The 11,587-nt window shown below is 71.6% G+C and carries 12 protein-coding genes and 1 pseudogene; 8 read left to right on the top strand and 5 right to left on the bottom strand.

The window, feature by feature from the left end; translation table 11 throughout:
- Nucleotides 1–42: 42 nt before the first annotated feature.
- Together ACFYYJ_RS09970 and ACFYYJ_RS09965 are read right to left on the bottom strand one after the other, a co-directional pair.
- Nucleotides 43–492, bottom strand: coding sequence for an aroma-sacti cluster domain-containing protein (locus ACFYYJ_RS09970; RefSeq protein WP_389130650.1), 450 nt, complete (start codon nucleotides 490–492; stop codon nucleotides 43–45).
- 13 nt (nucleotides 493–505) lie between these two features.
- Nucleotides 506–1,348 (bottom strand): hypothetical protein, encoded by an 843-nt coding sequence (locus ACFYYJ_RS09965; protein WP_385121816.1) that lies wholly within the window; start codon nucleotides 1,346–1,348, stop codon nucleotides 506–508.
- A gap of 302 nt (nucleotides 1,349–1,650) precedes the next feature.
- Between ACFYYJ_RS09965 and ACFYYJ_RS09960 the strand changes: the two genes are divergently transcribed.
- The 5 genes and pseudogenes from ACFYYJ_RS09960 (at nucleotide 1,651) to ACFYYJ_RS09940 (ending at nucleotide 7,949) form a co-directional block, all read left to right on the top strand.
- The gene (locus tag ACFYYJ_RS09960; RefSeq protein WP_385121818.1) at nucleotides 1,651–2,592 is read left to right on the top strand and encodes an ABC transporter ATP-binding protein; all 942 of its coding nucleotides are present in this window, start codon (nucleotides 1,651–1,653) and stop codon (nucleotides 2,590–2,592) included.
- A 4-nt stretch (nucleotides 2,593–2,596) separates the two neighbouring features.
- Nucleotides 2,597–3,406, top strand: coding sequence for an ABC transporter permease (locus tag ACFYYJ_RS09955; protein ID WP_389130646.1), 810 nt, complete (start codon nucleotides 2,597–2,599; stop codon nucleotides 3,404–3,406).
- A gap of 20 nt (nucleotides 3,407–3,426) precedes the next feature.
- Nucleotides 3,427–4,602 (top strand): YcaO-like family protein, encoded by a 1,176-nt coding sequence (locus ACFYYJ_RS09950; RefSeq protein ID WP_385121822.1) that lies wholly within the window; start codon nucleotides 3,427–3,429, stop codon nucleotides 4,600–4,602.
- Complete coding sequence (locus tag ACFYYJ_RS09945; RefSeq protein WP_389130643.1) at nucleotides 4,602–5,972, top strand: TfuA-like protein; 1,371 nt, start codon at nucleotides 4,602–4,604, stop codon at nucleotides 5,970–5,972. Before ACFYYJ_RS09950 ends, ACFYYJ_RS09945 begins: the two co-directional genes overlap by 1 nt.
- Before the next feature lie 137 nt (nucleotides 5,973–6,109).
- Nucleotides 6,110–7,949 (top strand): annotated as a pseudogene (locus ACFYYJ_RS09940) (ABC transporter ATP-binding protein).
- 34 nt (nucleotides 7,950–7,983) lie between these two features.
- On the opposite strand, the gene ACFYYJ_RS09935 reads toward ACFYYJ_RS09940, so the two are convergent.
- The gene (locus tag ACFYYJ_RS09935) at nucleotides 7,984–8,298 is read right to left on the bottom strand and encodes a hypothetical protein (RefSeq protein WP_389130641.1); all 315 of its coding nucleotides are present in this window, start codon (nucleotides 8,296–8,298) and stop codon (nucleotides 7,984–7,986) included.
- Nucleotides 8,299–8,708: 410 nt separating this feature from the next.
- On the opposite strand from ACFYYJ_RS09935, the gene ACFYYJ_RS09930 reads away from it, so the two are divergent.
- The 3 genes from ACFYYJ_RS09930 to ACFYYJ_RS09920 all read left to right on the top strand — a co-directional run bounded on the left by ACFYYJ_RS09930 (nucleotide 8,709) and on the right by ACFYYJ_RS09920 (nucleotide 10,332).
- On the top strand, nucleotides 8,709–9,029 hold the full coding sequence (locus ACFYYJ_RS09930; protein WP_389130638.1) for a hypothetical protein: 321 nt from the start codon (nucleotides 8,709–8,711) through the stop codon (nucleotides 9,027–9,029).
- Between the two features lie 147 nt (nucleotides 9,030–9,176).
- Entirely contained in the window at nucleotides 9,177–10,025 is an 849-nt protein-coding gene (locus ACFYYJ_RS09925) for an EamA family transporter (RefSeq protein WP_385122054.1), read from the top strand.
- A 49-nt stretch (nucleotides 10,026–10,074) separates the two neighbouring features.
- The gene (locus tag ACFYYJ_RS09920; RefSeq protein WP_389130634.1) at nucleotides 10,075–10,332 is read left to right on the top strand and encodes a hypothetical protein; all 258 of its coding nucleotides are present in this window, start codon (nucleotides 10,075–10,077) and stop codon (nucleotides 10,330–10,332) included.
- 158 nt (nucleotides 10,333–10,490) lie between these two features.
- Here ACFYYJ_RS09920 and ACFYYJ_RS09915 read toward each other — a convergent pair whose 3' ends face one another.
- Together ACFYYJ_RS09915 and ACFYYJ_RS09910 are read right to left on the bottom strand one after the other, a co-directional pair.
- Nucleotides 10,491–11,075, bottom strand: a complete 585-nt coding sequence (locus ACFYYJ_RS09915; protein WP_385121836.1) for a hydrolase — start codon at nucleotides 11,073–11,075, stop codon at nucleotides 10,491–10,493.
- A 52-nt stretch (nucleotides 11,076–11,127) separates the two neighbouring features.
- Entirely contained in the window at nucleotides 11,128–11,562 is a 435-nt protein-coding gene (locus tag ACFYYJ_RS09910) for a MarR family winged helix-turn-helix transcriptional regulator (protein ID WP_389130629.1), read from the bottom strand.
- Nucleotides 11,563–11,587 lie beyond the last annotated feature (25 nt).

Here is an 11,587-nt window from a genome sequence, read left to right as displayed (position 1 = left end):
GGGGGTTTCGGTCGTGTCGTGGTACGGGCAAGTGGCGTGCGGTCAGAGCAACTTGAGGTTGTGGGCCCACACCTCGGCGTCCGGCCCGGCGTCCGCCTCGTTCAGCCGGTGCTGCACGGACACGACGACGGCGGTCTCCTCCTCGGTCAGGCGTGCCAGCACGTCGCGCTGCGCGATGCTCAGCTGGTCGACGGGAAGTCCCGCTTCGCGCAGGGCGGACAGGGGGTCGAACACGTCACTCACCTCTTTCACGGGGCCGCACGGCGGCGGCCAGATACCGACCGGCAGGATCCGGTGGACGTAGCAGTAGGCCACCAGTTCCGCCCTGTTCCTGCAGTTGAACCGGTCGAGGAGAACGCTGATCTCCTCGCCCACCGTGTGTCTGCTCAGGCCCAGAGCACGGGCCACGCGGTCGGTCGTATGACCCTGAGCGACCATGGCCACGAGCACCAGGCCCCGAGTGGAGATCTCGGGGCCCCGTAACGACGTCATCAACGCGAGCTCCTCACGACGTACTCCGTACGAACAACTCACGGACCATGACGGCGGCCATGAACGAGACGCCGTGCCAGCGCGCCTTGCGTTCGAACCAGAGCCAGTCGCCGTCCGGGTTTGCCTCCAGGAACACCGGTTCCCCGGTGTCCGGAACGAGCAGGTCGAACGCCCCGTAGCGCAGGTCCCACGCGGCGCAGAGGGTGCGCACCGCGTCGGCCGCGCGCGGCGGACACTCGACCCGTGTCACGGTGACGCTGTCGGGATCCGTCACGGGGCTCGACGGATCGGGCTTGCGGACCTCGAAGGCGCAGATCCCGCCGTCGAGGTGGTAGACGCGCAGCTCACGGGCGTGAGCCACGTACTCCTGGACGACGACGGGACGTCCGTCGCCCGCCGGGACGCCGCCGGCCGCCTCGCGGCCGACCACCGCCGGCTGGCACTGCGGCCAGTTGGCCCGGTCCGGCTCGAACAGCCGGAAGTCCGGCGTCTTGACCAGCAGGGTCGGCGCCGCCACCGCGCGCGCCGCCGCCGCGACGTCGTTGGTGATCACCGTCCGGGGCGTCCGCACGCCCAGGCTCCGGGCCTGGGTCAGCTGGCCCGGACCGACGACCGTGCCACCGGGCAGGGCCGTGGACGCCGTCGACGCAACCTGCCTCAGGAACCCGGACCACGACTCCGCCTGCAACGGGGTCACCGAGCCCGCCGGCCGCGCCTGCGCCAGCAGGGCGCAGGCCGAGGCGTGTCGCACCCACACCACGGCCGGTCTGACCCGGCGCCCCGCGATGTCCAGCAGACCGGTGTCCACGTCCAGCGCCATGGGCGTCGAAAGGAGTTCGCCCGGCCGGATCAGCACCGCCGGAGTGTTCAACGGTCCCGTCAGAGCATTGCGGACGATCTCCAATTCGGGGCCGCCCGCACAATTCACGAGAACCACGACGGGTTTTCCGTCGTGGTCTTCGGTATTTCCCGAACGGCTCATGCTGCGAATGCTAGCAACGGGACCGCGAACGGGGCGGAAGTACGGAGGCAGTTCGAAGGCAGCTTGGGCAGCTGCCGCTTCCCCAGTGGCCAACAGGCGTAACGTCCACCCGCAGCGACTCGATCGGTATTCCTGATTCCTGATGAACCATCAAGAGCATTGTGGAAGGAGGGATCGTGGCGAATCACGTGGTGAACGCCGAAGAACTGACAAAGCGCTACCGCGGAAAAGAGACGCCGGCGGTCGACGGTATTTCATTCGACATCGCCAGAGGCGAGACCATCGGACTGCTGGGACCCAATGGTGCCGGCAAGACGACCCTGATGAAGATGATCTGCGGCGTCACCCCTCCCACCACCGGGACGATCCGGGTGTTCGGCGCGGACCCCGCCCGTGACCCGGTCGCCGCCAAGACCGGCATCGGCGCGATGCACCAGTCCGCCCCGTACGACGAGATGCTGTCGGCACTCGACAACCTGCTGATCGCCACCCGCTTCAAGGGCCTGTCCTGGCGGACCACCCGGCCCTGGGCGATGGAGGTGGCCGAGTACCTCGGCCTGAAGGACGCCCTGTCACAGCTCGTCTTCCAGCTGTCCGGCGGTCAGCGTCAGCGCCTGCAACTCGTCCGGGCGCTCCTGACCATCCCCGAACTCCTGATCCTCGACGAGCCCTCGGCCGGCCTGGACGTCGCCGGCCGGCACCAGATCGAGCGGTTCGTGCGGTGGCTCCGCGAGGAGAACGGCATGACCGTCATCTGGACCAGCCACATCATCGAGGAACTGGAGCGCAACGCCCAGCGCGTCCTCGTCATCAACAAGGGCAAGGTGGTCCGCTTCGCCCAACCGAGCGAGCTGCTGCAGGAGTTCGGCGGCGCCCATCTGCGGGTGAAGGTGGACGACGCGGTCGCGGCCAAGGTCGTCAAGGAGTGGGCGGACACCGCCGGACTCGGCGCGAGCATCCAGGACACCGACGTGCGCATCGAGAACGCGCAGGTCCGCGACGTGCTGCCGCAGCTGTCACGGCACTGCCACGACGCCGGAGTCGCGATCTCGGACATCTCCACCGTCACCGACTCGTTGGAGCAGGTCTTCCTGCGCATGACCGGGAACGGGGGCTGACACCGTGGCCGAACTGGACTTCAAGACCAAGGCGCCGGTCGGAACGGGCAAACCGGCCGACCTCACCGCCGTGTTCTACCGCGAGTACGCGCTCCTCGCCCGCAACCGGGTCAACCTCATCCTCGGCCTGACCCCCATGCTCGTGTACCTGCTGCTGGTGAACACCTCCCTCGGCAACGTCGTCGGGAACATCGTCTACCGGGGCGAGACCCTGCCGTTCTCGGTCTTCCTCCTCCCCATGGTGCTCTCGATGTCCGTGGTCAGCGCCTCCGGGACGACCGGCATGGCGATGTTCCAGGAGGAGATGAGCGGCGTGTCGACCCAGCTGTGGAGCTGGCCGCTGCGCAGGTCCCGCTTCCTCGCCGGCAAACTGCTCGCCGGGGTCACGCTCGTCCTGGCCCAGAGCCTGCTGGCCATGGCCGTCGCCGCGCTCATCTTCGACTACCCGTTCCAGGCGTCCCACTGGATCTGGCTGCTGCTCGCACTGGTCCTGTCGTCGGTGGCCTTCAACGGGCTGTATCTCGCCGCGGCCGTCCTCATCAAGGACTACCGCACCTTCATGGTGCTGACCAGCATCTCGGTGCCCGTCCTCGTCTTCGCCGCGCCCTCGATGTCCACGTCGCAGCAACTGCCCACCGTGCTGCGGTGGATCTCGACGGTGAACCCGGTCTCGTACGCGGTCACCGGGATGCGCGACGCCGCGATCTTCGGCCTGGAGCAGGCGTGGCCCTCCCTGGTGGTCCTGGCCGCCGTCGCCCTCGTCGCCAACTTCGTCGCCGGCCGCGCGATGCTGCGGCGCACCCGGAACCTCTGACCCCCAGGGAGTCCCTCACCGTGCAGACCGAAGACCAGACCCTGTCCTGGCTCGCCTCGCCCCAGGACCGCTCCGTGCTCCGCCTGCCGGGGACGAACAGAGCCAGGACCCCGGAGGCCACCTGGGAGATGGTGAGCCGTGCGGCGGCGAAGGTGGGCGTCACCCGGGTCGCCGACATCACCCGGCTCGACACCATCGGCATCCCGACCTTCCAGGCCGTGCGCCCCCTGTCCCGGACCCTCGCCGTATCCCAGGGCAAGGGGATGACCCCCGAGCTGGCGAAACTGTCCGCGGTCATGGAGTCGGTCGAGACCTGGCACGTGGAACAGCCCGTCACCCCCGTCATGACGGCCGCCCCCCGCGACCTCGGCCCGGAACTGGGGTACGACGTCGGCGCCCTGGCCCCCTGCGTACCGAGCCTCCTGCACGACGGGCTCCCGCTGGACTGGGTCGGGGCCAGGTCGCTCGTCGACGGGGCGGGGACGTTCGTCCCCGTGAACCTCGCCCGGCTGTCGCTGGAGGAGAAGACCGACTGGAACCCGCCGGTGTTCTTCGAGTCGACGAACGGGCTGGCCGGCGGCAACACCCTGGTGGAGGCCACCCTCCACGCCCTCTGCGAGATCATCGAGCGGGACGCGATGACCGCGGCCGTCAAACGGGGCGGCGAGATGGGCGTGCGCGTCGACCCGCGGACCGCCGGGTCGGCGGTGGCCGACGACATGTGCACGCTCATCGAGAAGGCCGACGTCACCCTCGAAGTGCGGTTCGTGCCCTCGCCCACCGGGCTGCCGTGCTTCCTGGCCTGGGTCGCCTGCCACGACTACCCGGCTCCGATGTTCGGGTTCGGATGCCACCTCAGCACGGAGATCGCCCTCACCCGGGCCGTCTCCGAAGCGGCGCAGGCCAGACTCGCGTACATAGCGGGGGCGCGGGACGACCTGCGCGACGACTTCGGTCAGGCCGACGTCGGCCGCCTGAAGGAGGCCCGGTCCGCCCCGGCGGCCGACATCGCCGGCCTGGTGCCCGAGCCCGCCCGGCACGACAGCCTCGTCGGGGACCTCGCGCACGTGGTCCGGCAGGCGGCCGATGCCTTTTCCCACCCGCCCCTCGTGGTCGACCTGACACGGGACGAGATCGGAGTCCCCGTCGTCAAGGTCGTCGCACCGGGGAGCCGCGTATGTCCGGAGGTGTTGTAGTGAGCACGCCCAAGGTGGTCGTCTACGCGGGGCCGACGCTTTCCGCGGCCGACGTCCGGGCCGTCCTCCCGGACGCCGAGGTCCGGCCACCCGCCGGCCGCGGCGATCTCCTGGCGGACCGGTGGCACCCGGGGGACGTAGCCGTCGTCATCGACGGCTACTTCCGGGAGCGGCGGTCCGTCGGCCACAAGGAGATCCTCCAGGTGCTCACCGAAGGCGTGGACGTCGTCGGCGCCGCGAGCATGGGGGCGCTGCGCGCCGCGGAACTGGCCCCGTGCGGCATGCGGGGCCTCGGCACCGTCTACGGGATGTACGCCTCGGGCGAGATCGACGGCGACGACGAGGTCGGCGTCCTGCACGGCCCCGCCGAGATGGGGTACCCCGCACAGACCGTGGCCCTGGTGAACCTGCGCCACGGCTGCAAGGAGGGAGCCGAGCAGGACCTGGTCCCGGCGGAGGCCGGGCGGCGGATCGTGGCGGCGGCAGCGGCCATGCCCTTCACCCACCGGGGCTGGAAGGACATCGAGCGGGCCCTGGACGAGTGCGACCACGAGGCCCTGTGGACGCTGGAGGAGATGATCGGCTCCGGCGTCTGGGACCTCAAACGGCTCGACGCGACGGCGGCCCTCCGGGCGGTCGCGGACCGTCCCGCGACGGCACCCGCCCCTGCCGCCTCCAGCCCCGACGCCTCCACCCCTGCCGCCTCCACCCCCGAGGTCCCCGTCACCGGGATCAGCCGCACCCAGGCCCTGGTCCGAGGGACCCGCCGGGAGCACGCCCCGGGCCGGTGGATGTCGGACCTCGACGTCCTGAACGCGGCCCGGCTGTACGACCCGGACTACCCGGCGCTGCACGAGGACGTCCTGACCGGCATGCTGCGGGAGTTCGCCGCCGACCGGGGCATGACCCTGGAGCAGTACGGGACGGCCAAGCTCGGGCTCGACGACCGCTCCCCGCTGCCGCCGTCCCTCGCCCCCTGGTTGACGGAGGCGGAGGCCGCCGACGGGGCCGGCGCCTCCGACCGGCCCCGCCTCCTCATGGTGCGGGTGTGGCCGGTGTGGCAGTCGATGGACTGGAGACCGGCGGTCCTGGACCGGCTGCGCACATCCGAGCGCTGGGACGAGTGGTGCGCCCTCGTCGCCCGCGCCGACGAGGCCGCGGACGAGGCCGGCCCCCGGCTCGCCGTGCCACCGCCCGTGATGTGCGCGAACCTCTTCATGCGCCACTGGCAGGGCAGCGGCACCTCACCGGTGGCAGAAATGGCCCGCCGGGGCTTCACCGGCCCCGAGGAACTCGGCGGCGCGGTCAGGAGGTTCTTCGCCTACGACATCCGCCGCGCCCGCGAACGCCGCAACACCCCCGCGGACTGAGACCGGGCCCCGAACCCCCGCCCTCGTCGGACAGCGGCAGGGCGGGGGAGACCGTCCGAAAAAGGCTTGGACTGCGCGGGCGCCCTTGCGGGACACTCCGACTCCTGTCCTGTTGGTACCTCAACACAGGGTTTGGGATGGGATCAGCCGAATCTCACGGAACATCACCGCGCAGGGGCCCCGTGCTCCTCGCGCTCCGCTACTACGGGCGGGAGCTGGCACGGCTGCGCCTGCTGACGGTCCCCGCCATGCTGCTGCCCGCCCTGGGCAACATCGGAATCTTCTACATCGCGCCGCTGATCGTCGCGAAGCTCGTCGGCCGGATCGTCGGGGACGACGGTCAAGGCGGCGGGGGCGGCGCGGCCTTGGGGTCGGCGCTGCCCTACGTCCTCGTCTTCGCCGGGGTCCTGCTGCTGGCCGAGACGCTGTGGCGCGTCGGACTCCACTGCCTGAACCGCCTCGACGCCCGCGGCATCGAGCAGCTGTACGTGATCGGCATGGACGAACTCTTCGCGAAGGACGCGGCGTTCTTCCACGACAACTTCGCCGGATCGCTGACCAAGCGGGTCCTCAGCTTCGCCTCCCGCTTCGAGGAGTTCGTCGACACGCTGACGTTCTCGGTCATGGGCAGCTTCGTGCCGCTGGTCTTCGCGTCGGTGGTGCTGTGGCAGTACGAACCCCTGCTCGTGGCCGGACTCCTGGTGATGATCGCGCTGGCGGCACTGTGCGTCGCCCCCCCTCATCCGCCGCCGTCAGGCCCTCGTCGCCCAGCGCGAGGAGGCGATCGCCCGGGTGTCGGGCCACGTCGCCGACAGCCTGATGAACATGGACACCGTCCGGGCCTTCGCCGCGGAGGACCGCGAGGCCGCCGAACACCGCTCCCGGGTCGCCGAGTCGCGCCGGCTCACGCTGCGCTCGTGGGACTACGGCAACCTGCGCATCGACACCGTGGTCGCGCCGATGTCCGTGCTCACCAACGCGCTCGGCCTGCTCCTCGCGGTTTCCCTCGGCGCGGGGGAGCACGGCGTGGAGGCGATCATCGTCGCCTTCACCTACTACGCCAACGCCACGAGGATCATGTTCGAGTTCAATCAGATCTACCGCCGTCTGGAGAGCTCGATGACGGAGGCCGCGCAGTTCACCGAACTGCTGCTGACGCCGTCGACCGTACGGGATCCGGCCAAGCCGGAACCGCTGCTCCACGGCGGCGCCGACGTGCGGTTCGACGGGGTCACCTTCACCCACGCGGGCGCCGGCAAGGAGCCGCTCTTCGAGGGCCTCGACCTGGCCGTGCCCGGCGGGACGAAGATCGGACTCGTCGGCCGGTCCGGCGGCGGCAAGACCACCCTCACCCGGTTGCTGCTGCGGATGACCGACATCGACGCCGGGCGGATCCTCATCGGCGGGCAGGACATCACCCGACTGTCCCAGGCCGACCTGCGCAGCCTGATCGCGTACGTGCCCCAGGACCCGGCCATGTTCCACCGCACCCTGCGCGAGAACATCGCCTTCGCCCGGCCCGACGCCACCGAGGCCGAGATCCGCCGCGCCGCCGAGGCGGCGCACGTCACGGAGTTCGCCGACGGGCTCCCGGAGGGCTTCGACACCATGGTCGGCGAACGCGGGGTGAAGCTCTCCGGCGGGCAGCGCCAGCGGGTGGCCCTCGCCAGGGCGATCCTGCGCGACGCGCCGATCCTGCTGCTCGACGAGGCGACCAGCGCCCTGGACTCGGAGAGCGAGATCCTCGTCCAGGACGCCCTGTGGCGCCTCATGGAGGGCCGGACCGCGCTGGTGGTGGCGCACCGCCTGAGCACGGTCGCCGGCATGGACCGGCTCGTCGTCCTCGACCGCGGAACGATCGTCGAGCAGGGCACCCACCAGGAACTCCTCGCCGCCGAGGGCGCCTACGCGAAGCTCTGGCAGCACCAGTCCGGCGGCTTCCTCGACGAGACCCCCGCAGGAGCCGACGTGCACTGATCCCTGCTCCTCAGCTCCTGAGCTCCTCACCTCCTCACTCCCGCGCCCCGACGCGGTCCGGCGAGAACGCCCGGACCGGCAGCTCGGTGGCGGCCTCCAGCGCCGGTCGGGCCGCCGCCAAGCCGACGGCGGCGGCGTGCTCGAAGCCGTGTTCGGCCAAACCGCCGCAGACCACGGGGGCGGCGGCCCGGTTCGCCTCCGGGCGGCTCAGCCTGCGCTTCGGGGAGGCGGGCCCGCTGACGCCGACCTTCACCCCGCCGCCGTCGACATCCGGAATGCCCCACCCCTGCCACCCCCTGCTGCGCCGGACGAGCACCGGGAACCGGCCGGGCCCGTGGTCCGGGGCCACCCCCTCCGCCGGTCGGAACCAGGAGAGGACCGAGCGCTACGGCCGGATCGTCAGGGCGATCTCCGGGAGCGACCCCGCGGTCCGACAGCGCGCGGCCACGACCACCCTCCGGGCCGGACATCCCCCGCCGCACCCGGATTCCGGGTCGGCCGGGCGGTTCCGATCGAGTCATCCGGAATTCATCTGGAGTGCACACCCGGAGTCGTCGCAACCGGCAAGATCATCGGGTTGACCCCGACCGGCGGACCGCCCGTGCCTCACCAGGCGCGGGCCCACGGACCCGCCCGCGTCCCCGTTCCTCGCGCACCACCCAGCGCCGCGAAGTACCGGCCGCCGCACACGCGCAGGTACGAGATGCAGGACATGTACGGCACGCACGACGTACATGACAGGGACGGGGGGCCGCGGGGATGTCGCTCGAAGGGCTGGGACCGGACCGGCAGACCGAGGGCGTCTACCGGCTGATGCCGACCAACCACCGTCGGGGAGTCGGCGGTGCCGCTCGGTGCCGGCCCGGAACCCGGCGAGCGGGGTCTGACTCCCCACAGCAGGAACTGCTCCGGCTGCTCGGCGGAGGCCTCACCGACGCGGCGGCGGGCAACCGGCTGGGAATCTCCCCGCGCACCGTCCGCCGGATGATGGCCGAGCTGACGGAACGCCTCGACGCCCAGAGCCGGTTCGTCGCCGGACTCCGCGCCGGACTCCGCGCCGGCCGCCGCGGCCGGCTCTGACGGCCGCAGCCGCAGCCGTCGCCACGAGTTCAGAGGCCGCCACGGCCGCCGCCACCGCCCGCGGGCCGCTCTCCTTTCCCCACCCACCACTCACCGGAGCCATTGATGGACACCCCCATGCCCCTGGCCCTGCCGGCCGCACCAGCGATGACGATGCTCGTCCCCGCAGTCGTCCTGCTCGCCGCGCTCATGCACGCGAGCTGGAACGCCGTGGCGCACGCGATCAAGGACAAGCTGCTCGGCTTCGCCCTGATCAACCTCGCCTACCTGCTCTTCGCCGTCGTCCTGGCCTGCTTCGTCCCGGTGCCGCCCGCCGGGGCCTGGCCCTTCATCGCGGGATCGGCCGCGTTGCAGGTGGTCTACCAACTGATGCTGCTGCAGGCGTACAAGCTCGGCGACTTCGGGCAGATGTACCCGATGGCCCGCGGCACCTCGCCCTGGGTGGTCGCCGTCGTGGCCACCCTGCTGCTCGGCCAGGTGCTGCCGGGTTGGCAGCTGGCGGGCGTCCTGGTCATCTCCGCCGGACTGATCGGCCTGACCCTCGCCAACGGCGTACCGGGCCGCAGCCACCTGCCCGCGCTCGGCGCCGCCGTCGGCACCGGTGTGCTGATCGCCTGCTACACCCTGCTCGACGGGGTGGGCGTCCGCCACTCCGACACCGTGCCCGGCTACGTCGCCTGGACGCTGCTGCTGCAGGCGCCGGTCATCCCGCTCATCGCCTTCGCCGTCCGCCGCCGCTCCCTGCTGAACGACCTGCGGCCCGTCGCCGTCCGCGGGCTGATCGGCGGGGTGCTCTCGCTGTCCGCGTACGGGCTGGTGGTCTGGGCGCAGGCCTACGGAACGCTGGCCGGCGTGTCGGCCCTGCGCGAGACGAGCATCGTCTTCGCCGCCCTGATCGGCAGCGTGGTCTTCCGGGAGCGGCTGGGCCGGGCGAGGCTCGCCGCGAGCGCCACCGTGCTGGCGGGCATCGTGCTGCTCAACCTCGGCCTCGGCTGAGCGGCCGAGCGGGGGCGCGGGTCCGCCCGGGGCGGCCTACGGTCGGGGTATGAGCGAGATTGTCGTCGTGTACGAACTCGACAAGCCGACGGCGGCCGACGCGGAACCGTCCGTGCTGCGCGTCCACGCGGCGCCCGCCGCCCCAGGGACGGTGGGAGTCGCCGGCCCCCGTACGTACTGCGGCCACGACACCTTCGCCATGGAGGTGTCCCCGTGGAAGCCCGCCGACCATCCGGGCGGCCCGTGGTACGGCGGGCAGAACGTGGGCCTGGTCTGTCCGGCCTGCGACGACGCCGTGGGCGGCTGACGCGGACGGGCAACTTCTTCGCGTGCTCGCCGAGCCCGCAGCGCCACGCCGCGCTCCAGCCACCTGGCCTCGGTCCGGGCCCCGGACCCGGACCCGGCCCCGTGCACCTGATGAATCGCAGAACCCCGCGATTCCAGGTGCCGGACGGGACCGGGCCGTCAGGAATCCAGCGCGGCGAGGATCTCGGCGGTGCTGCTGACCTTGCCGATGCGCGGGAAGATCTTGCCGAAGGTGTGGGCGTGGGAATCGGCGTCGATGTCGGCGGTCGCGTCCTCGGCGAAGACCAGGTCGTAGCTGAGCTCCCAGGCCGTACGGGCGGTGGACTCGACGCCCACGCTGGTGGAGATCCCGGCCAGCACGATCCGGTGGATGCCGCGCCGGCGCAGCTGGAGGTCGAGCTCGGTGCCGGTGAAGGCGCCCCAGTGCCGCTTGGTCACGACCACGTCGCCGAGGGCGGCCAGTTCGGCCGGGATCTCGGAGAACGCGGCGGGCGGCGCGGCGGCCGGACCCGGGCGGTCCACGTTGACGGTGGGCAGGTCGCCGCCGTCGGGGGACCAGGCCACCTTGATCAGGACCACGGGCAGCTTGCGGGCGCGGAACGCCCCGGCGAGCTCGACGCCCTTGGCGAGGATCTCGCCGGAGGGCTTGGCGGTGGGCAGGCCGAGGATCCCGGTCTGGAGGTCGATGAGGACCAGTGCGGTGTCGTCGCCGAGGGCGAGGCGGTTGGGGTCGGTGGCGGTCATACGGGCTCCTTCGGGCGGGTGGTCGGTGGCAGGTGGTTCGTTCCTGGCCGGTTCAGTCCTCGGAGAGGCGGCGCAGCAGCGGTACCGCCTCGGCGAGCAGGTGCTGTTCGTCGGGGCTCAGCCGCTCGGCGATCAGCTCGGCGATCCGGCCCTGCCCGGCCTCGCGGCGTTCGCGGACGAGGGCCTCCCCCTCCGGGGTGAGGGCGATGACGAGCCGGCGGCCGTCGGTGGGATGCGGGCTCCGGGTGACGTAGCCGTCGGCCTGGAGGCCGTTCACCGTGGCGATCACCGACTGCGGCCGGATCTTCTCCGCCTGGGCCAGGTCGGTGGCGGTGGAGGGGCCCAGCCGGTCGAGCCGCTTGAGCACGGACATCTGCGACAGGCTCACGCCGCCGCCGGTCGTGGCCCGTATCTGCCGGACCAGCATGCCGATGGCCAGCTGGAGATCTTCCGCGATGTCGCGGGGCTGGGGGGCTTCTGAGGGCATGATCAGAACCTAGAGGACATACAGT

It is taken from the genome of Streptomyces sp. NPDC002467 (assembly GCF_042889825.1).
In the GTDB taxonomy this organism is placed as follows: domain Bacteria; phylum Actinomycetota; class Actinomycetes; order Streptomycetales; family Streptomycetaceae; genus Streptomyces.
This window is presented reverse-complemented; position numbering and strand designations above follow the sequence as displayed.

Coding starts and splice junctions, on each gene's coding strand:
- ACFYYJ_RS09930 (WP_389130638.1), top strand. CDS start 8,709: ATGTCGCTCGAAGGGCTGGGACCGGACCGGCAGACCGAGGGCGTCTAC.
- ACFYYJ_RS09910 (WP_389130629.1), bottom strand. CDS start 11,562: ATGCCCTCAGAAGCCCCCCAGCCCCGCGACATCGCGGAAGATCTCCAG.
- ACFYYJ_RS09915 (WP_385121836.1), bottom strand. CDS start 11,075: ATGACCGCCACCGACCCCAACCGCCTCGCCCTCGGCGACGACACCGCA.
- ACFYYJ_RS09970 (WP_389130650.1), bottom strand. CDS start 492: ATGACGTCGTTACGGGGCCCCGAGATCTCCACTCGGGGCCTGGTGCTC.
- ACFYYJ_RS09920 (WP_389130634.1), top strand. CDS start 10,075: ATGAGCGAGATTGTCGTCGTGTACGAACTCGACAAGCCGACGGCGGCC.
- ACFYYJ_RS09925 (WP_385122054.1), top strand. CDS start 9,177: ATGACGATGCTCGTCCCCGCAGTCGTCCTGCTCGCCGCGCTCATGCAC.